21 protein-coding genes and 1 riboswitch are annotated in these 19,034 nt (G+C 71.2%); of the genes, 11 read left to right on the forward strand and 10 right to left on the reverse strand.

The window, feature by feature from the left end; translation table 11 throughout:
* The first annotated feature begins 103 nt into the window (after window positions 1-103).
* Window positions 104-1,231 (forward strand): 8-amino-7-oxononanoate synthase, encoded by a 1,128-nt coding sequence (locus ACZ7L5_RS34025; protein ID WP_471521737.1) that lies wholly within the window; start codon window positions 104-106, stop codon window positions 1,229-1,231.
* 82 nt (window positions 1,232-1,313) lie between these two features.
* Here the strand turns inward: ACZ7L5_RS34025 and ACZ7L5_RS34030 are convergent, their stop codons facing one another.
* On the reverse strand, window positions 1,314-1,541 hold the full coding sequence (locus tag ACZ7L5_RS34030) for a DUF397 domain-containing protein (protein WP_328429218.1): 228 nt from the start codon (window positions 1,539-1,541) through the stop codon (window positions 1,314-1,316).
* 9 nt (window positions 1,542-1,550) lie between these two features.
* Complete coding sequence (locus ACZ7L5_RS34035) at window positions 1,551-2,420, reverse strand: helix-turn-helix domain-containing protein (protein ID WP_365054696.1); 870 nt, start codon at window positions 2,418-2,420, stop codon at window positions 1,551-1,553.
* A 213-nt stretch (window positions 2,421-2,633) separates the two neighbouring features.
* Between ACZ7L5_RS34035 and ACZ7L5_RS34040 the strand changes: the two genes are divergently transcribed.
* Window positions 2,634-3,092, forward strand: coding sequence for an ATP-binding protein (locus ACZ7L5_RS34040; protein WP_328883115.1), 459 nt, complete (start codon window positions 2,634-2,636; stop codon window positions 3,090-3,092).
* A 15-nt stretch (window positions 3,093-3,107) separates the two neighbouring features.
* Here ACZ7L5_RS34040 and ACZ7L5_RS34045 read toward each other — a convergent pair whose 3' ends face one another.
* The gene (locus ACZ7L5_RS34045) at window positions 3,108-3,995 is read right to left on the reverse strand and encodes a LysR family transcriptional regulator (RefSeq protein WP_471522096.1); all 888 of its coding nucleotides are present in this window, start codon (window positions 3,993-3,995) and stop codon (window positions 3,108-3,110) included.
* Between the two features lie 134 nt (window positions 3,996-4,129).
* Here ACZ7L5_RS34045 and ACZ7L5_RS34050 point away from each other — a divergent pair, with 134 nt between their 5' ends.
* Window positions 4,130-4,744, forward strand: coding sequence for a LysE family translocator (locus ACZ7L5_RS34050; RefSeq protein WP_471521738.1), 615 nt, complete (start codon window positions 4,130-4,132; stop codon window positions 4,742-4,744).
* 65 nt (window positions 4,745-4,809) lie between these two features.
* Here ACZ7L5_RS34050 and ACZ7L5_RS34055 read toward each other — a convergent pair whose 3' ends face one another.
* The 3 genes from ACZ7L5_RS34055 to ACZ7L5_RS34065 all read right to left on the reverse strand — a co-directional run bounded on the left by ACZ7L5_RS34055 (window position 4,810) and on the right by ACZ7L5_RS34065 (window position 6,791).
* On the reverse strand, window positions 4,810-5,283 hold the full coding sequence (locus ACZ7L5_RS34055; protein ID WP_471521739.1) for a C40 family peptidase: 474 nt from the start codon (window positions 5,281-5,283) through the stop codon (window positions 4,810-4,812).
* 3 nt (window positions 5,284-5,286) lie between these two features.
* A riboswitch (cyclic di-AMP (ydaO/yuaA leader) is annotated at window positions 5,287-5,481 on the reverse strand.
* Window positions 5,482-5,839: 358 nt separating this feature from the next.
* Entirely contained in the window at window positions 5,840-6,148 is a 309-nt protein-coding gene (locus tag ACZ7L5_RS34060) for a hypothetical protein (RefSeq protein WP_471521741.1), read from the reverse strand.
* Between the two features lie 7 nt (window positions 6,149-6,155).
* A complete protein-coding gene (locus ACZ7L5_RS34065) occupies window positions 6,156-6,791 on the reverse strand; it encodes an ATP-dependent Clp protease proteolytic subunit (RefSeq protein ID WP_362378932.1) in 636 nt (211 codons plus the stop codon).
* A 67-nt stretch (window positions 6,792-6,858) separates the two neighbouring features.
* Here ACZ7L5_RS34065 and ACZ7L5_RS34070 point away from each other — a divergent pair, with 67 nt between their 5' ends.
* Window positions 6,859-7,146 carry a type II toxin-antitoxin system Phd/YefM family antitoxin gene (locus tag ACZ7L5_RS34070; RefSeq protein ID WP_328883121.1) on the forward strand — a complete coding sequence of 96 codons (288 nt, stop codon included), beginning with the start codon at window positions 6,859-6,861 and terminating at the stop codon, window positions 7,144-7,146.
* 130 nt (window positions 7,147-7,276) lie between these two features.
* Here the strand turns inward: ACZ7L5_RS34070 and ACZ7L5_RS34075 are convergent, their stop codons facing one another.
* Window positions 7,277-8,293 carry an ABC transporter permease gene (locus tag ACZ7L5_RS34075; protein ID WP_471521743.1) on the reverse strand — a complete coding sequence of 339 codons (1,017 nt, stop codon included), beginning with the start codon at window positions 8,291-8,293 and terminating at the stop codon, window positions 7,277-7,279.
* Between the two features lie 108 nt (window positions 8,294-8,401).
* Between ACZ7L5_RS34075 and ACZ7L5_RS34080 the strand changes: the two genes are divergently transcribed.
* The 7 genes from ACZ7L5_RS34080 (at window position 8,402) to ACZ7L5_RS34110 (ending at window position 13,876) form a co-directional block, all read left to right on the forward strand.
* Window positions 8,402-9,049, forward strand: a complete 648-nt coding sequence (locus ACZ7L5_RS34080; RefSeq protein ID WP_471521745.1) for a TetR/AcrR family transcriptional regulator — start codon at window positions 8,402-8,404, stop codon at window positions 9,047-9,049.
* Between the two features lie 112 nt (window positions 9,050-9,161).
* Window positions 9,162-9,464 (forward strand): urease subunit gamma, encoded by a 303-nt coding sequence (locus tag ACZ7L5_RS34085; protein WP_471521747.1) that lies wholly within the window; start codon window positions 9,162-9,164, stop codon window positions 9,462-9,464.
* A 10-nt stretch (window positions 9,465-9,474) separates the two neighbouring features.
* Entirely contained in the window at window positions 9,475-9,786 is a 312-nt protein-coding gene (locus ACZ7L5_RS34090; protein WP_190050893.1) for an urease subunit beta, read from the forward strand.
* Entirely contained in the window at window positions 9,779-11,500 is a 1,722-nt protein-coding gene (locus ACZ7L5_RS34095) for an urease subunit alpha (protein WP_471521749.1), read from the forward strand. Before ACZ7L5_RS34090 ends, ACZ7L5_RS34095 begins: the two co-directional genes overlap by 8 nt.
* A gap of 86 nt (window positions 11,501-11,586) precedes the next feature.
* Window positions 11,587-12,261 (forward strand): urease accessory protein UreF, encoded by a 675-nt coding sequence (locus ACZ7L5_RS34100; protein ID WP_471521750.1) that lies wholly within the window; start codon window positions 11,587-11,589, stop codon window positions 12,259-12,261.
* A gap of 176 nt (window positions 12,262-12,437) precedes the next feature.
* A complete protein-coding gene (gene ureG / locus ACZ7L5_RS34105; protein ID WP_471521752.1) occupies window positions 12,438-13,115 on the forward strand; it encodes an urease accessory protein UreG in 678 nt (225 codons plus the stop codon).
* The gene (locus ACZ7L5_RS34110; protein WP_471521754.1) at window positions 13,112-13,876 is read left to right on the forward strand and encodes an urease accessory protein UreD; all 765 of its coding nucleotides are present in this window, start codon (window positions 13,112-13,114) and stop codon (window positions 13,874-13,876) included. The genes ureG and ACZ7L5_RS34110 overlap by 4 nt, the downstream gene beginning before the upstream one ends.
* A gap of 15 nt (window positions 13,877-13,891) precedes the next feature.
* On the opposite strand, the gene ACZ7L5_RS34115 is transcribed toward ACZ7L5_RS34110, so the two are convergent.
* The 3 genes from ACZ7L5_RS34115 to ACZ7L5_RS34125 form a co-directional block, all read right to left on the reverse strand.
* On the reverse strand, window positions 13,892-14,632 hold the full coding sequence (locus ACZ7L5_RS34115) for a lysophospholipid acyltransferase family protein (protein WP_365054725.1): 741 nt from the start codon (window positions 14,630-14,632) through the stop codon (window positions 13,892-13,894).
* 323 nt (window positions 14,633-14,955) lie between these two features.
* On the reverse strand, window positions 14,956-16,188 hold the full coding sequence (locus ACZ7L5_RS34120) for a PP2C family protein-serine/threonine phosphatase (RefSeq protein ID WP_471521756.1): 1,233 nt from the start codon (window positions 16,186-16,188) through the stop codon (window positions 14,956-14,958).
* Window positions 16,189-16,276: 88 nt separating this feature from the next.
* A complete protein-coding gene (locus ACZ7L5_RS34125; protein ID WP_471521758.1) occupies window positions 16,277-18,736 on the reverse strand; it encodes a SpoIIE family protein phosphatase in 2,460 nt (819 codons plus the stop codon).
* Window positions 18,737-19,034: the final 298 nt, after the last annotated feature.

The following is a 19,034-nucleotide window of genomic DNA, read 5'->3' on the forward strand; positions in this document are numbered from 1 at the left end:
GTTTGCACAACGCTGTCCATTCGATGTGTGGGTATTGCCACACCGTGGGGGCCCGCCGCTGCGGCTAGTGTCTGTCCACTGCCTACAAAAGCCCGGAGGAGTCATGGCGTTCGGCTGGATCGACGAGCAGGCGGAGCTGCGCCGCCGCGCCGGACTCGTACGGACGCTGCGCCCCCGCCCCGCCGAATCGCCGCTTCTCGACCTCGCGAGCAACGACTACCTGGGCCTGGCCCGCCACCCCGAGGTCACCGAGGGTGCGGCGCGGGCCGCCCGGGCGTGGGGCGGCGGCGCGACCGGCTCCCGGCTCGTGACGGGCACGACGGAGCTGCACGCCGAGCTGGAGCGCGAGCTGGCCGACTTCTGCGGCGTCGAGGCGGCCCTGGTCTTCTCGTCCGGCTACGCGGCCAACCTCGCCGCGGTCACCGCGCTGGCACCGCACGGCTCGCTGATCGTCTCCGACGCGGGCAACCACGCCTCGCTGATCGACGGCTGCCGGCTGGCGCGCGGCACGACACAGGTCGTGGCGCACTCCGACCCGGATGCCGTGCGCAAGGCGCTCCAGACGCACGACGGGCCTGCCGTCGTCGTGGCCGACACCGTCTTCTCGGTCGACGGCGACGCGGCCCCGCTGGCCCGGTTCGCCGAGGCCTGCCGGGACCACGGCGCCGGGCTGGTCGTCGACGACGCCCACGGCCTGGGCGTGCTCGGGGCCGGCGGCCGCGGGGCCCCGCACGCGGCGGGGCTCGCGGGCGCCGACGACGTCGTCGTCACGGTCACGCTGTCCAAGTCGCTCGGCAGTCAGGGCGGCGCCGTGCTCGGCCCCGCCCGGGTGATCGACCACCTGGTCAACGCGGCCCGGACCTTCATCTTCGACACGGGCCTCGCCCCCGCGGCGGCAGGCGCGGCCCTGGCGGCACTGAGACTGCTGCGCCGCGAGCCGGAGCGCGCGGCACGGGCCCGCGAGGTGGCGAGCGAACTGCACGCACGCCTGACCGCGGCGGGCCATCAAGCCGTACGGCCGGACGCGGCGGTCGTCTCCGTGCGCGCGCCGTCCCCGGAGGAGGCCGTGCGCTGGGCGGCCGAGTGCCGTGCGGCGGGCCTGGCCGTGGGCTGCTTCCGACCTCCTTCCGTCCCCGACGGCATCTCACGGCTGAGGCTGACCGCCCGCGCGGACCTCTCCGAGGGGCAGATCGAACGCGCTGTACGGGTCATCGGCGAGACACGACCATGAGTCGGCGTGACACGGCCCTGCCGTCGCGCCCGGCGGCACCGATCAGAAATGATCGGAATCGGTCAGGCTGATCGGGAAACTGTCAGGACTGGAGCGCCGCCGTGAAGCCCGCCCAGCTCTCGGGGGAGAAGAGCAGCGCGGGTCCGGCCGGGTCCTTGGAGTCGCGCACGGCGAGCAGCCCGGTCCAGGGACCCGAGTGCGGCCGCGCCGTCTCGACGCAGTTGTTGGCTCCGGTGCTGTAGCTGCTGCGCAGCCACCGTGCACCAGGTAGTTCGGTGCTTGAACTCACCTTCCGAGGCAGGGTGGTCATGGTGCCTCCTTACGCGCCGCCAGCCAGTGCGGCGATGTAATCCATCGATTCCTCGGGCGAAAGGGCGTGGATCCGAAGGGCGTTGAAGGCCTCCGTGTAGGCCTGGAGGTCTTCTTTCCGTTCGAGGTAGAGGCTACTCGTCAAGTGGTCGAGAACAACCACATCCAGATCAGAAGTGCGCGAAAATGAGAAGATAACGAAAGGCCCGGTGATGCCGATATGCTCGCCGGCCGCGAACGGCAGGACCTGCAGCCGGACTTGCGGCAGTCGCGCCGCCTCCACCAGTCGCCTCAGCTGCCGCTCCATCACCTCGGGCCCGCCGATCTCCCGGCGCAGTACCGCCTCGTCCAGCACCGCGCTCAGCTCCAGCGGCGGCTCGGCGCGCAGCACGTCCTGCCTGGCCAGACGGACCGCGACCAGCGCGTCCAGACGTTCGTCGGCGTCGTCGTCGAGCCCGCCCACCGCCGCCCGGGTCACCGCGCGGGCGTACTCGGGCGTCTGCAGCAGCCCGGGCACCACGGAGGTCTCCAGCGTGCGCATCGCGCTCGCCTGGGACTCCAGGCTGATGAAGTCGCGGTACGTCGTCGGCAGCACTCCGCGGTACGCGTGCCACCAGTGATCCCGGCCGTCACCCTCGTCGGAGCCCGCCAACGCCAGCATCAACTGGCGTAGTTGGGCATCCTGTACGCCGTAGACGTCGAGCAGTAACCGCACATCGGCCGGTTTCACCCCGCTGGCGCCCGTCTCGATCCGGCTCACCTTGGACTGGTGCCAGCCCACCAGCCGGGCCGCCTCACCACTGGTGAGCCCGGCCCCGGTGCGCAACGCACGCAGTTCCGCGCCCAGTTTCCGGCGGCGCACCGCGGGACCGTGCTGCATGCGTAACTCCTTACTCCAACCGAGCCGTCCAAATACGGTCTGCCGTCGCAGAGTTCACCGCTTCGAGCGACAGATATATGCATATCTCGGGGGATCGGCACCGTGACGGCCCTGGTAATGGCAGTCTGGCGACGAAGCACCAGTCCGGGACCGTACTCGAACCCTCCGCTCTGTGTCGGACTGCGGTCCCGTTGGGAAAGGGACGACATCGCCATGGCAGACCATTTGGAAGCATCCGTCACTCTGCCGAGCGATCCCGCCTCGGTCTCCGCGGCCCGGACCTATGTGGTCACCACCCTTGCGGAGTGGGGACTGCCACCGGACACGGAAGTGGCCGACACCATCCGCCTGATCGTCTCCGAACTCACCACCAACGCCGTACAGCACACCCTCGGCCAGTCACCCACCTTCACGGTGGACCTCGTGCTCGACCGTGACGAACACCTGCGCATCGGGGTCACCGACAGCCACCCGCGCTTCCCCAAGCGGCTGCCCGCAGCCGTCCAGCAGGACAACGGCCGTGGCCTGGTCATCATCCGCTGGCTGACCGCGGAATGCGGCGGCAAGCTGAGAGTGCGCCCGACCCGCGAGGGCGGCAAGACCATCTCCATCGAACTGCCGTGGACGGTGCCCGCGGAACCCGTGCCGACTGCAGGGCCCCAGGAACCGTAGCCGCAGGCCCGCCCCTCAGGTCTGCCGTGACCGGCCGAACGAGCCGCGCAGCAGAGCCCGGAAGGCATCCGCGGCCGGGGCCGCCTCCTCGCTCCGGAAGGCGACCGAGATCGTACGGCGCAGCTCAGCGCCCTCCAGCGCGCGCACCCCGACCGGCGTGACCGACGTACGCGCCACCATCTCCGGTACGACCGCGACCCCGAGCCCCGCACTGGCCAGCGCGCACACCAGGAGATAGCCCGGCGTCGGCACCAGCACCGAGGGCCAGGCCCCCGCCCGGGCCAGCACCGCCTCCACCCCTCGCCGGGCCGGAGCGTCCGGCGCCATGCTGATCAGCGGCTGCCCGGCGAGCTCGGCCAGCGGCAGCCGTGCGGTCCCGGTGGTGAGGGCGTGGCCCGGAGCGGACACCAGGACCAGTTCCTCGACGAGGATCGGCTCGACGCGGACCGAGGACGCGAGCGGAATCGGGTCGCCCGGCTCATACGCGTGCGTCAGCGCCAGATCCACCTCCCCGGCCGCCACGGCGGCGACACCCGCCGACGGTTCGTAGTCGGCGACCGTCAGCTCCACGTCCGGATGGGCCCGCCGGAAGGCGCTGAGGGCCGGCGGCAGCAGATGGATGCCCGCGGTCTGGAAGGTGCCGAGCCGGAGCGTGCCGCCCGACAGGCCGGTCAGCCGGGCCAGCTCGTGCCGGGCCCGCTCCAGCTCGTCGAGTACTCGCCGCGCCCGCGCCACCAGCAGCTCGCCCGCACCCGTCAGCCGCGCCCCGCGGTGATGCCGTACCAGAAGGGCGGTGCCCGCCTCGCGCTCCAGCTTGGCCAGCTGCTGGGAGAGCGCAGGTGTGGTGTAGCCGAGCCGCTCCGCCGCCCGGGTGATCGAGCCCGCCTCGGCGACCGCCACCAGGGCGGCGAGCCTGGTCGGGTCTTACATGCCGGGCTCCTCGTCCGTCCAAGCCTGTCTGCCTAAAGCAATGCTTTAGGCAGACCCAGGATATTCGACATACCTGCTGAAGGCTTCCCCGCGGCACGCTGGGTGCCATGGACGCTCAGCTCATCGCCTTCGCCGGGGTTTCCGCCGGCCTCGTCGCCATGCCCGGCGCCGACTTCACGGTCGTCGTGCGCAACGCCCTCGTCTCCCGCCGGGCCGGTATCGCGTGCGCGCTCGGGATCGGGGCCGGGCTGCTGGTGCATGTGACGCTGGCCGTGCTGGGGGTCGCCGCGGTCCTGGCCGCCGTACCGGCGCTGTTCCGCGCGCTCCAAGTGGTCGGCGGGGTCTATGTGTTGTATCTGGGCGTCCAGACCCTGCGGCAGCGGCGCAGTGAAGTGGCGGACACGGGCGAGGACTCCACCGGGCGACCGCTGCGGCAGGGCTTCGTCACCAACGCCCTCAACCCGAAGGCGTCCCTGACCTTCCTCAGCGTGCTGCCCCAGTTCGTGCCCGCGGGCGCTCCCGCGCTGCCCCGGACGCTGCTGCTCGCACTGATCGTGCTCGCGATCGCACTGGTGTGGTTCCAGGTGGTCGCCCTGCTGGTGGACCGGCTCGGGCGGTGGCTGCGCCGGCCGCGCGCCGCCCGGGCGGTCACGACCGTCACCGGCGTCGCGCTGACGGCCTTCGGCGTCGGGCTCCTCGCCGGGCCGCTGATGGCCGTCTGACGGCCCTTCTCGTGCCCCGAGGGCGATGACGGCGTGTCAGGCCGCCGCCATCACCCCCGGGTGGGTCACTTGACCCGGCCGTACCAGACGCTCCTGGTCCAGATCTTCTGCAGCCTTACCACGTCCCCGCTCTTGGGGGAGTGCCAGATCTTTCCCTTCCCGGCGTAGATGCCGACGTGGTAGACGTACGACCCCGAGTGGAAGAACACCAGGTCTCCGGCCTTGCGGCTCTTGGCGGAGATGTGGCGGGTCTTGTTGTACTGCTGGGCCGCCGTACGGGGCAGCTTCTTGCCCGCCTTCTTGAACGAGTAGAGCGTCAGCCCGGAGCAGTCGAACCGGTTCGGCCCCGTGGCGCCCCACCTGTACGGGGAGCCCTTCTTGGAGGCCGCGATCTGAAGTGCCTTCGTCGCCGGTGTGGCTGCCTCCGCTTCGGACGTGAAGCCGGGCGCCATTATCGAGCCGCCCACCGCGGCGATGGTGAGAGCCGAGGCCGTACCGGCCCGGGCCATGAGCGACGGGACACGATTGAGCGCAGTCATGCGCAACCCTTCGTCAGCCGCCTGTGAAGGATGACCTGTCGGATTCGGGCTGGCGAAGTTGCCCGGCCGCATTGCTGCGGCTTCACCCCAAGGGCTGCTCGGATCGAACGAACGTCCGCTCCGGCGACCCGTCTTGCTCGGGTCCTCCACTCCTGCCGATCCACTCCTGTCGACCGGTCATCCAGGCGGCGGCAGGACTCGGCGTCCGCCCGGACCGCCCCGCCGCTGCGGCGGGGGCTTGTCGTCAGACAGGGATCTTGGTGCACGGATGAGCGAAATACCCAGCGGAACCGGTGATTTGTGGTGTTAGTCACCACTCACCCGTTCGGGTGGGTACCCGTGTGTTCGAGAGGGTGTCCAGAGGGTGAAGGCGTCCCGGACCAGCGATGGAGCGCCTTGTTCCGCCTTGGACTCATGCCCGATGCGCAACCCTGACGGGCCCGCAAAAGGAGCCACGGATACGCCGAAAGGGGGTACGCCGTTTGGTCCGTTTCAGCCTTGGTCCGGACGCCTCGTCAGTGGGATCGAGACGTCCGGGACCGTCCTGTACACGTCGTCAACTGTCGGAGCGCGGCGGCAGCGTGACGCGAGCCGTGCGGCGCTCCCCGTCCAGCACGCGCAGCGCACGCGCGAGCGTGGGAGCGTGCAGCTCCGTCTCGCCCCGCTGGTGCATCAGCGCCAGCGCGTCCCGCAGCTCGGCCGCTCTGCGGACGAGCGCCTGGGCGGCACGCAGTCCGCGGTAGGTGTCGCCGTCCTGCGCCGGGTTGATCCGGCCGAGCAGGTCCACCACATCGAGATAACGGTCGATCAACTCGCCCTCCGCACGGGTCAGCGCGGGCAGCGGCGGCAACTCGGGTGGCAGCACCGGCCGATCACCGCCCCGTGGGTGGCGCGAGGGTCGCCTTGCGGCTGGGGATGATCCGGTCCACCAGTCCGTACTCCAGCGCCTCCTGGGCGTTCAGGATCTTGTCCCGCTCGATGTCCTTGGACACCTGCTCGCGGCTGCGCCCGGTGTGCCGGGCGAGCATCTCCTCCAGGCGGGCCCGAATCCTCGTCAGTTCGTCGGCCTGGATGGCCAGATCGCTGGCCTGGCCCTCGACCGGCTCGGGCAGCCCCGGCTGATGGATCACCACCCGGGCCCCGGGCAGGGCGAACCGCTTCCCCGGCGTGCCCGCGGCGAGCAGCACCGCGCCGGACGCGCCGGCCTGGCCCAGGCAGATCGTCTCCACGTCGCAGGTGACGTACTGCATCGTGTCGTAGATCGCCGACATCGAGCTGAACGAGCCGCCGGGTGAATTGATGTACAGCGAGATGTCCTGGTCGGGGTCCTTGTGCTCCAGATACATGAACTGGGCCATCACGTCGTTCGCCGAGATGTCGTCGATCTGCGTGCCGAGAAAGACGATCCGCTCCTCCAGCAGCTTCGAGTACGGATCCTGCGTCCTGGTGCCTGAACTCGTGCGCTCGGTGAACTCGGGCAGTACATAGCGGGCTGACGGTCGGGTCATGGCTCACGCTCCCTCGTCGGGTGCCTGTAAAAAATGTACAGGACGTACATGACGTAATGTAGGGAGCATGGCCTACGAGATTCCGGTGACGCAAGCCAGGGCTGAGCTCGCCGAACTGATCAATCGCGTGGTGTACGGCGGTGAGCGCGTCGTCGTGACGCGCCACGGAAAGCCCCTCGTCGCCCTTGTCTCCGCCTCTGACCTCGAACGACTGGAGAAACTCGGGGAGCCGGCGGAGCTCACCGAGGAGCAGGTGATCAGCGCGGTCTCCAGCGTCCGCGAGGTCGCGTCCGCTCCCCGCGAACGACAGCGCTTCGGTATCGCCGCGGAGCACCGCGGGTCGAGCCCCTCGTAGGGTTGCCGCCTCTCCGGACGCCGAGCCGGCGTTCGGACTTCCCTCCGCCGCGCCCCGGAACGACAGGACCATGCACCCCCGTCCGCTACAGCGGGGGTGCACGGTCGGTTCGGTGTGGTCGGGCGGCCGCTCAGCCGACGGGGGCGAGCTCCCTCTCGGCCGCGGGCTCGGTGCTCGGCGTGCGGGACCTCAGGGCGTTCCCGAGCAGAACGGCGCCCAGTCCCAGTGCGGCCCACCAGGTCAGCGTCATGGCGGGACCGATCGCCGCCGCGCCGTCGAAGAAGGACACCGAGCGCAGCAGGGTCGTGCCCGCGCCCGGCGGCAGCCACTGGCCGATGACGCCGACCGGCTCGGGCAGCATCTGCGGCGCCGAGGCCGCCCCGGAGAAGGGGTTGCCGAGGAACATCACCGTGAACGACACGATGCCGATGCCCGCGTTGCCGATCAGCGCGGCGAGCCCGGCGACGGCCGCACTCACGGCCAGCGTCGTCAGCGCGAACACCCCTGCCTCCGCCCACCAGGCGCCGGTGAGGATCCCCAGCCAGCTGTGCGCGAGCGTGGCCGCGACCACGCCGATCAGGGCGGCGGCGCCGGTAAGGGCGCTCACGGCCCGGATGCCGCGCAGCCCGAGCAGGGTCACGGCGGCTCCCGCCGCCATGCCGGCGAGGGCGAGCGGCAGGACGCTCGCGCCGAGGGCCGCACCGCGCGGGTCGTTGTCGGGTGTGGGGACGACGTCGACGGCCTTGACCTGGGTGCCCTCGGCGGCGGCCTGTTGGGTCACGGCCTGTTGCAGCAGCTGGGCGACCGCCGGGCCCGCCGCTGACGCGGTGAGCAGTTCGGGGCCCTGGGGGGTCACGACGACAGCGCCGTAGACGGTCCGGTCCTCGATCGCGTCCCGGGCGGCGGACGCGTCCGCGTAGCGGTGGATCTCGAACGCGCCCTCGTGCCGGCCGAGTTCCTTCTTCATCTGGGCCGTGGCGGCGGCCGGTCCCGCCACCCCGAGTGGCAGGTCGCGGGGAGCGGTGCGGGCGGCGGGCCAGGCGAACGCCCAGAGGGCGAGGGCGGCGAGGACGGGGACGAGGACGACGACCGCGATCAGGCGCCTGGGTGCGGCGGACCTGGGCGGCGTAGCGGACGGGGTGGGCATTGGGGGTCTCCCGGCTAAAAAGAAGGATCGTTCGTTTTTGATGACGCTCCCACCGTCCTGCCGATGCCGCTCCTTGTCAAGAAGGAATGTTCGTTTTACTTTGTGACCATGGCCCGCGTATCCCAGGAACACCTCGACGCCCGCCGCCGGCAGATCCTCGACGGCGCCGCGATCTGCTTCGCCCGCAACGGCTTCCACGCCACGTCCATGCAGGACGTGCTGAAGGAGGTCGACCTCTCGGCGGGGGCGGTCTACCGCTACTTCAGCGGCAAGGAGGCGCTGATCGCCGCGATCGTCGCCGAGGTGCTCGGGTCGGTCCGCGGTGCCTTCGAGGAGGCGGCACGGCAGAGCCCGCCCCCGCCGCCGGACGAACTGGTCGCCTCGGTCCTCGGCAGGACCCTCGCCGCCCGCGAGTCCCTGGTCGTCGACGGCAGGCCCGCGTTTCCGCGGCTGGTCATCCAGGTGTGGACGGAGACACTGCGCAACGAGGAACTGGCGGCGATCCTGCGGGAGGGCTACGGCTCGGTGCGCACGGCCTGGGCCCGGATCGTCGAGGGCTACCAGGAGGCCGGGATGATGCCGGCCGACGCGGCGCCGGACCATGTGGCCCGCACGATGATCGCCGCGGTACTGGGATTCATCGCCCAGCAGTCCCTCTTCGGGCCCGCCCCCGTCGACGTACTCCGGGACGGGCTGCGGGCACTGATGAGCATGCGGGACGACCACGGGGCGACCGATGGATCACAGCTTGGTTAACGTGCCCGAAACTCGGTCCAACTAGCCTGCCGATCCACGCCACCTGGCACTTTGCCCCGTGGCTGCGGCAACCGGACCCCGCACGGTCCGGAGCGAGGACTTGAGGTGGGACGTGCAACTGACCCCGCACGAGCAAGAGCGGCTGCTCATCCACGTGGCGGCCGACGTCGCCGAGAAGCGCAGGGCCCGCGGGCTGAAGCTCAACCACCCCGAGACGGTGGCCCTCATCACCTCGCACATCCTCGAAGGCGCCCGCGACGGCCGTACGGTCGCCGAGCTCATGTCCTCCGGACGCAAGCTGCTCACGCGGGACGACGTCATGCAGGGCATCCCCGAGATGATCCACGACGTCCAGGTCGAGGCGACCTTCCCGGACGGCACCAAGCTCGTCACCGTCCACGACCCGATCGTGTGAGGGGGCCTCGATGATCCCCGGAGAGATCCTGTTCGCCGATGGCCCGATCGCATACAACGAGGGCCGTGAGGTCACCCGGCTGACCGTCCTCAACGCCGCCGACCGGCCCGTCCAGGTCGGCTCCCACTACCACTTCGCCGAGGCCAACCCCGGTCTGGAGTTCGACCGCGCCGCGGCCCGCGGCAAGCGGCTCAACGTCGCCGCCGGCACCGCCGTGCGCTTCGAACCCGGCATCCCCGTCGACGTCGAACTCGTCCCGCTCACCGGCGCCCGCGTGGTGCCCGGCCTGCGCGGGGAGACCGGAGGTGCCCTCGATGCCTGAGATCTCCCGTGCCGCGTACGCCGACCTGTTCGGCCCGACCACCGGTGACCGCATCCGGCTCGCCGACACCGATCTGCTGGTCGAGATCGAGGAGGACCGTTCCGGCGGTCCCGGACTCGCCGGTGACGAGGCGGTGTTCGGTGGCGGCAAGGTCATCCGCGAGTCCATGGGCCAGTCGCGGGCCACCCGCGCGGAGGGCACCCCGGACACCGTCATCACGGGCGTCGTGATCATCGACCACTGGGGCATCGTCAAGGCCGACCTCGGCATCCGCGACGGCCGGATCACCGGCATCGGCAAGGCGGGCAACCCCGACACGATGGACGGGGTGCACCCGGACCTCGTCATCGGGCCCGAGACCGAGATCATCGCGGGCAACGGACGGATCCTGACGGCCGGCGCCATCGACGCGCACGTCCACTTCATCTGCCCGCAGATCGCCGACGAGGCTCTCGCGTCGGGGATCACGACCCTGATCGGCGGTGGTACCGGACCGGCCGAGGGCTCTAAGGCGACCACCGTGACACCCGGGCCCTGGCATCTGGCCCGGATGCTGGAGGCGATGGAGGGCCACCCCGTCAACTTCGGCCTGCTGGGCAAGGGCAACACCGTCTCCCACGAGGCGATGCTGTCCCAGATCCGCGGTGGCGCGCTCGGCCTCAAGCTGCACGAGGACTGGGGCACCACCCCGGCCGTCATCGACGCCTCGCTGACCGTCGCCGACCGGACCGGCATCCAGGTCGCCATCCACACGGACACGTTGAACGAGGCCGGTTTCGTCGGTGACACGCTCGCCGCCATCGCCGGCCGGGGCATCCACGCGTACCACACCGAGGGCGCGGGCGGCGGGCACGCGCCGGACATCATGACCGTCGTATCCGAGCCGCGCGTGCTGCCGAGTTCGACGAACCCGACCCGCCCGTTCACCGTCAACACCGCCGAGGAACACCTCGACATGCTGATGGTGTGCCACCACCTCAATGCGGCGGTGCCGGAGGACCTCGCCTTCGCCGAGTCGCGGATCCGGCCGTCGACCATCGGGGCGGAGGACATACTGCACGACCTCGGCGCGATCTCGATCATCTCGTCCGACTCGCAGGCCATGGGGCGGGTGGGCGAGGTCGTCATGCGGACCTGGCAGACCGCCCATGTGATGAAGCGGCGGCGGGGCGCGCTGCCGGGGGACGGGCGGGCCGACAACCTGCGGGTGCGGCGGTACGTGGCCAAGTACACGATCAACCCGGCGCTCGCACAGGGCCTCGGCCGCGAGATCGGCTCCGTGGAGACCGGCAAGCTCGCCGACCTGGTGCTGTGGGAACCGGCGTTCTTCGGAGTCAAGCCCCAACTCGTCATCAAGGGCGGGCAGATCGCATACGCGCAGATGGGCGACGCCAACGCCTCCATCCCGACGCCGCAGCCGATCCTGCCCCGCCCGATGTTCGGTGCGATCGGACGGGCGCCGGCGTCGAACTCGGTCAACTTCGTCGCCCCGCTCGCGATCGAGGACGGGCTGCCGGAGCGGCTCCAGCTCGGGAAGCGGTTCGTGGCCATCGAGTCGACGCGTGGGGTCACCAAGGCCGACATGCGGGAGAACGACGCGCGGCCGGAGGTGCGGGTCGATCCCGACAGCTTCGCCGTGCACATCGACGGGGAACTGGTCGAGGCCACGGCTGCCACCGAACTGCCCATGGCTCAGCGGTACTTCCTGTTCTGAGGGTCGAGTTCTGAGAGTCAGGTTCTGAGAGACGGGTTCTGCGGGTCGGGTTCTGAGGTTTTTCGGGTTCTGATGGTTGGGTTCTTATGTCACGAGCTGCACTCCTCCTCCTTGCCGACGGCCGATTTCCCGCCGGGGGCCACGCGCACTCCGGTGGGGCCGAGGCCGCCGTCAAGGCGGGGCGGATCACCGGGGCCGCGAGCCTGGAGGACTTCTGCCGGGGGCGGTTGCACACGGCGGGGCTGGTCGCGGGCTCGCTCGCCGCGGCGGCGGCGCTCGGGGGTGATGCGGTGGCCCTGGACGCTGCTGCCGACGCCCGTACGCCTTCGCCTGCATTGCGGCTCGCAGCCCGGAAGCTGGGGCGGCAGTTGATGCGGGCCGCTCGGGCCACTTGGCCGTCCGGGGAGCTGGATGAGCTGGCTCGGTGGTTTCCCAAGGGGGCTCATCAGCCGGTTGTGCTGGGGGTTGTGGCTCGGGCCGCGGGGTTGGGGGCCGTGGAGGCGGCCTACTGCGCGGCCTACGAGTGTGTGAGTGGGCCGGCGAGCGCGACGGTGCGGTTGCTGAGTCTTGATCCCTTTGACGCCACGGGGGTGCTGGCTCGGTTGGCGCCTGAGGTGGACCGGGTGGTGGATCGGGCGGTGGAGGCGGGGCGGTGTGCTGTCGGTGACGGGGTCGATGCGTTGCCTGCCGCTTCTGCTCCGCTGTTGGAGGTGGGGGCGGAGGTGCACGCGGGTTGGGGCGTGCGGTTGTTTGCGTCCTGAGTGTTTTCGCCCCCGCCGCCTCTACCCGTCCCGTACCTGGGGGCTGCCGCCCCCAGACCCCCGCTTTCGGCCTGTACGGCCTCGTCCTCAAACGCCGGACGGGCTGGAATGCCTGGACCGGCGCTGAGAAGCCAAGCCTCAAAGCTGAGAAGCCAAGCCTAAGAAGGAGCCGCCCCATGCACCTCGACCACTCCCGCCCCGGCCCCTCCGCCGTCAGTGCCGACGCCCGCCGTCCCGACGGGTCGCGGCGTGCCCTGCGGATCGGGCTCGGTGGGCCCGTGGGGTCCGGTAAGACGGCCACTGTCGCCGCGCTCTGCCGTGCTCTGCGTGACGAGCTGGCCCTGGCCGTTGTCACGAACGACATCTACACGCGCGAGGATGCCGAGTTTCTGTTGCGGGAGGCCGTACTGCCGCCCGAGCGGATCACCGCGGTGGAGACGGGAGCCTGTCCGCACACCGCGATCCGGGACGACATCTCCGCGAACCTCGAAGCCGTCGAGGATCTGGAGGACGCGGTCGGGCCGCTTCAGCTCATTCTCGTGGAGTCCGGTGGGGACAACCTCACCGCCACCTTCTCCAAGGGGCTCGTCGACGCGCAGATCTTCGTGATCGATGTCGCCGGTGGGGACGACATTCCGCGCAAGGGCGGGCCGGGGGTGACGACCGCCGATCTGCTCGTCGTCAACAAGACCGACCTCGCGCCGTACGTCGGCTCCGACCTGGCGCGGATGGCGGCCGACGCCAAGGCGCAGCGGGCCGAACTGCCGGTCGTGTTCCAGTCGCTGAGGAGCGAGCCCGGGGTGAACGACGTCGCCGACTGGGTGCGGGCGCGGCTCGTGGCGTGGACGGCATGACGGCCACCACCGGTGAGGTGCGGGCACGTGCGCGGATCGTCGCCCGGGACGACGGGCGGGGCGGCACCTCGCTGCCCGTGCTCGACGGCGACGGGCCCCTGGCGCTCCGGCGGACGCGGGGCAGCGGCGCCGAGGCGCGGGTCGTGCTCGTCGGGGCGATGAGCGGGCCGCTCGGGGGTGATCGGTTCGCCATTGAGGCCGACGTGGAGGCCGGCGCCCGGCTGCGTGTCGGGTCCGCCGCGGCCACCATCGCGCTGCCGGGACAGAGCAAGGGCGAGGCCCGTTACGATGTACGGCTTTCCGTGGCCGACGGGGGTGAACTGCGGTGGCTTCCCGAGCAGTTGATCTCCGCCCGGGGGAGTGATCTGCGTGTGACCACCCGCGTCGATGTCGGCGCGACCGGTCGGCTCGTGCTGCGTGAGGAGCAGGTGCTCGGGCGGGTGGGGGAGGAGCCCGGGCGGCTCGGGAGCCGGATCCGGGTGAGTGTTGCCGGGCGGGTCGTTCTTGATCAGGAGCTTGCCTGCGGGCCCGGCGCGCCGGGTGGGTGGGACGGGCCCGCAGGGCTCGGCAGGTTCCGGGCGGTCGGTCAACTCGTGGTCGTACGGCCGGAGTTCGCGCAGACTCCGGTGGTGGCTCGGGTGCTGGGGGAGAACGCTGCTGTCATGCCCCTCGCCGGGCCCGCCGCGCTGGTGAGTGCCGTGGCGGCGGACGCGTTGCGGCTGCGCCGGGTGCTCGACGAGGCGCTCGACCGGCTCGGCTGAGTACCCCGGGGCGCGTCAGCTTATGGGCAGCCGCGGCAGCTTGCGGTCTTTCCCCGCCTTGGCCTTGGCTTTGGCTGCGGCTTCCTGCTCCGCCTTGGCGACGGCCGCGTACTGGTCGACGTACTCCTGCTCGGACAGCGCCAGGATCGCGTACATGATCTCGTCGGTCACGGCGCGCAGGATCGCCTTCTCGTTCTCCATGCCCTCGTACCGGGAGAAGTCGAGGGGCTCGCCGAAACGGATCTTCACCGGGTGGACGTTCGGGATGACCTTGCCGGGCGGCTGCGCCTCGAAGGTGCCGATCATCGCGCAGGGGATGACCGGGACGCGCGCCTTGAGAGCCATCACCGCGACCCCGACCTTGCCCTTGTAGAGCCGGCCGTCGTGCGAGCGGGTGCCTTCCGGGTAGATGCCGAGGAGTTCGTCCTTGGTCAGGACCCCGAGTCCTTCGCGGATCGCGGCCTGGCCCGCCTCCTTGCCGGTGCGGTCGACCGGGATCTGGCCGGCGCTGCGGAAGAAGGCCGCGGTCAGACGGCCCTTGATGCCGGGGCCAGTGAAGTACTCCTTCTTCGCGAGGAAGGTGATGCGCCGCTTGAGTATCGCCGGCATCAGGAAGTGGTCGGAGAACGACAGGTGGTTGCCCGCGACGATGGCCGCACCCGTGGCCGGTACGTGTTCGAGGCCCTCTATTCGGGGCCGGAAGACCAGTCTCAGCAGAGGTCCCAACAATACGTATTTCAGTACGTAGTAGAACAAGGGGGGCGCTCCTCACTCCGGCGGTTCAGCTTGGGCCGCCGTGTTCTGGCAGGTCAACCAGCGTGCCGTGGGGCTGCCAGTGTAGGCGCAGGGGTGACAGGCCGGAACCGGGCCGGGACGGGCGGATGCCGGCCGACGAAGACCGTTCTGAGTGGATGTCAGGTAGTGGGCGGGCGGCGGGGTTTGCGGGTGGGGAGGACCGCGGGACCAGCCTGGTGTCCGGGGTCGGTGTGCGGCAACTCGATGGCGGGGTTTGGCGTGATCACGATCGCCGCGTGGCAGGTGGCCCGCCCTTGCGGGGAGCCGTCGGGTCTGCTCGTTCATCACAGCCGCACGATGACGAGCGCCGTGTCGTCCGTCGCGCCCCCGGGCGGCAGCAGCTCCAGCAGGACGGAGTCGGCGAGGGACTCGGGGGCGGAGGTGCGATGGCGCACGAGCGCGTCGGCGAGACGGCCCAGGCCCGTGTCGATGTCCTCGCGGCGGCGCTCGATCAGTCCGTCGGTGTACAGCGCGAGCGTGGCACCTTCGGAGTAGGTGGTGACGGCCTGGGGCCTCGGCTTCGGGTCGGGGCGGGCGTCCAGGGGCGGATCCGTGGCCAGGTCCAGGAACTCCACCCGGCCGTCGGTGTGCACCAGTACCGGCGGCGGATGGCCGGCGCTGCTGTACGTGATGGTGCGGGCGTCGAAGTCGATGAACGTCGTGACCGCGGTGGCCGACTCGGCGCCGTCGACGACATGGGCATACCTCCCCAGCACGTCGAGCGCCTGCGCCGGGCCGTCGGCGACCCGTGAGGTGGCGCTGAGCGCGCTGCGCAGCTGCCCCATCACGCCGGCCGCCTCCAGGCCGTGGCCGACCACGTCGCCCACGGAGACGCCGATGCGGTTGCCGCCCACCAGGTCGATCAGGTCGTACCAGTCGCCGCACACGTTCAGCGCGCCCATCGCGGGCCGGTAGCGCACGGCGGCCCGGTGGTTGCCCACCTGCCGGCGGGCCGGCAGCATCGCCTCCTGCAGGGCCAGCGCCACCTCGCGTTCGCGGGCGTGGGACTGCCGCAGCCGTTCGTTGAGCTCCTGAAGCTCCCGGGCTCGGGTGTACAGCTCGGCCTCCAGGACCCTCACCCGGCTGTCGCCGCTCGTGCCGCCGCGCAGGCGGATGAGTTCGGTGACCTCCTCGACCCGGTGCGCGACGAAGGCCACCTGCCCGTCGGGGCCGAAGACGGGCGCGTTGATCGGGCTCCAGTAGCGCTCCTCCCAGTGGCCGGGCAGGGAGGCGTCCTCGACGTCGTAGCGCTGCAGCGCCATCGTGTCGCGCTCGCCGGTGGCCACCACGCGCAGCATCGACGCCCGGACGTCGCGCATGCCGGTGGCGGCGGGGTCGTTGGGGTTGTCGGGGAAGACGTCGAAGATGTACCGGCCCACCAGCTCTGCGCGGGCGCGCCCGGACAGGCGCTGGAAGTCCTCGTTGGCGTCGGCGTAGACCAGCTCCGGGGTCAGCAGGGCCACCATTCCGGGCAGGCTCTGGAACACCGCCTCGTAGTCGATCGGCTTCTCGTTCATGGCTCCCGCCTCACCACCGGGATCACACCAGTTTCCCATGCTGCGCGTCGTATGTACCGATGTGCTACATCTGTCGAGATTCCACAGTTCAGGGCGCCGGATCCGTCAGCGACTGCTCGGCCCAGATGATCTTCCCGTCGGGGACGAAGCGGGTGCCCCAGCGCTGCGTGACCTGGGAGACCAGCAGCAGCCCGCGGCCGCCTTCGTCCGTGGTGCGCGGATGTCGCAGATGTGGGGCCGTGGCGCCGCCGTCGAAGACCTCGCAGACCAGAGCGCGCTCCTTGATCAGACGCAGCCGGATGGGGCCGTCGGAGTACCGGATCGCATTGGTGACCAGCTCGCTGACGACCAGTTCCGTCGTGAAGACCAGCTCCTCCAGGCCCCACTCCGACAGCATCCGGGAGGCCGTCTTGCGGGCGTCCGCGACGGCGGCGGGGTCGGAGGGCAGATCCCAGTCGGCGACCTGCTCGGCGCCCAGGAGGCGGGTGCGGGCCATCAGCAGGGCCACGTCGTCGTGCGGGCGGTCCGGCGTCAGGGCGTCGACCACGGTCCGGCAGAGCAGTTCGACCGAGGCCGCCCGCTGCTCCAGCGCCTGCCGCAGCCGGTCCCGGTCGGCGTCCACGGCCCAGTCGTCCCCGCGCGCAAGCAGCCCGTCGGTGTGCAGCGCGAGTGTGCTGCCCTCCGCCAGGGCCAGCTCGACCGACTCGAAGGGGGGACCGCCCACGCCCAGCGGCGGACCCTGCGGAAGATCGACGAAGGCCACGCCGCCGTCGGGCATGACGACGGCGGGCGCCGGATGGCCCGCGGCCGCCATGGTGCACTGCCCGTCGACCGGGTCGTAGACGACGTACACGCACCCGGACCCCACGGACTGGGCGACGGCGGCCTCCCCCTCGCTCGTCTGGACGCCCTCCTCGCGGGCCGACCTCGCGACCAGGTCGTCGAGATGGGCCAGCACCTCCTCGGGCGGCAGATCCAGCAGGGCGAGGGTGCGTACGGCGGTCCGCAGCCGCCCCATCGCCGCGGCGGCGTCGATGCCGTGGCCCGGCACCTCGCCCACCACCAGGGCGACGCGGGCCCCCGACAGCGGGATGACGTCGTACCAGTCACCGCCGAGGCCGGTCAGCTCGTCGGCGGGCCGGTAGCAGGCGGACACCTCCAGCGCGGCCTGGTCGGGCAGGACGTGCGGCAGCAGGCTGCGCTGCAGGACCAGCGCCGCGTCGCGTTCGCGCGTGTAGCGCCGGGCGTTGTCGACACAGACGGCCGCCCGTGAGACGAGGTCCTCGGCCAGGTTCAGGTCGTCCTCCTCGAAGACCTCCTGGCGACGGCGCCTGAAGAAGGAGGTGACGCCAAGGGTGACGCCCCGCGCGCGGATCGGCACGATCATCACGCTGTGCAGGCCCAGTTCGACGAAGATGGCGGCTTCTCCGCCGCGCGCGTGCTCGGTCCAGGCCTCACCGAGCGGGTCGAGTCTCTCCTCGCGCCAGGACTTGGCCGTCCTGAGGGAGCGGATGGGCGGCGAGCCCGCCGGATAGGTGACCAGGTCGCCGATGCCCACGACGGCCTCCGGCACCTGCTCGGTGACCGAACGATGCCCCGCGCGGCGCAGCGTCACCGGCTCCGTGTCGCCGAACGGCCCGGCGGCGGGCTCACCGCCCCGCAGCACCGACTCCAGCAGGTCCACGGTGACGAGGTCGGCCAGGCCCGGTACGGCCACGTCCGCCAGCTCCTGGGCGGTGCGGTTGATGTCCAGGGTCCGGCCGATGTGCTCGCCCGCCCGGTCCAGCAGGGCCAGGCGCTGGCGGGCCTGGTGCCGGTCGGAGATGTCCTCCACCGTGTAGTACACGCCCATGGGGTGGCCGTGGCCGTCGTCCAGCCGGGTGAACGACATCATGTGCGCGGTCTCGCGCAGCGGCGCGGAACGGGCGTGGCCCACGTGCTCGTAGCCGACGATCGGTTCGCCGGTCGTCAGGGCACTGCGCATCTGCGCCTCGATGGACTCGGAGTCCAGTCCGGGCTGTATGTCGGCGAGCCGCAGCCCGAGCCGGCGGCTGGGCGGGCCGCCTCCGTACTGGGCGAGGGCAGCGTTCGACCAGACGTAGCGCAGGTCCGTGTCGACGATCGCTATCCCGACGGGGGAGCGGGCGACCATCTGCTCCAGCACCGCCCGGCTCATGTCCCAGCCGGGTGCCTCGTCCAGCTCCGACAGGAGGGCGAGCCACCGCGAGGGGCTTTCCGTGTCGAGGGCCGCGGTGATCCGCACCATGATCCCGGCCGTCTGTCCGTCCCCGCGCAGACCCGTCAGCAACCCCACCCACCCGCCGTCCGCGCGGCACCGCTCCATCACCTCCGGCACCCGTGCAGCGTCCTCGGCGCTCAGCAGCTCGGCGACGTTCCGCCCCACCGCCACGTCGGCCTCGTACGCCAGCAGCCGCTGTGCCTCTCTGGTCCACCCCGTCACCCGACCCTGCGCATCGAGCAGCACAGGCGCGGCGTCCGCCACGTCGAACCACTGCCGGGCAACGCCCCGCTCCTCGTGTGTGCCCACGGCCGACCTCTCTGTCGCTTAGAGCGGTCTACCACCTCTTGTCCCCATCTTCACCCTTCCGGTGGGCGTTGCCTCTTTGCGGGGGCCGGGTGGGGGCGAGGTGGGGCCGGTTGGCGGGGCCGTGTGCCGGTGCCTGTGCCGGTGTTGGGGGCACTTGCGCGGCGTGCCTTTCGGTCGGAAACCCCAGGGGCTCGGCCGGGATGCCGGTAGCCCTGCCCCCCTTCGGGAACCCGGTTGCCGGGCCGGGTGGGGCCGGTTGGCGGGAGTCGCGTGAGGTGCCGGGTGTTGGGTGTACTTG

It is taken from the genome of Streptomyces sp. NPDC107528 (genome assembly GCF_055639295.1).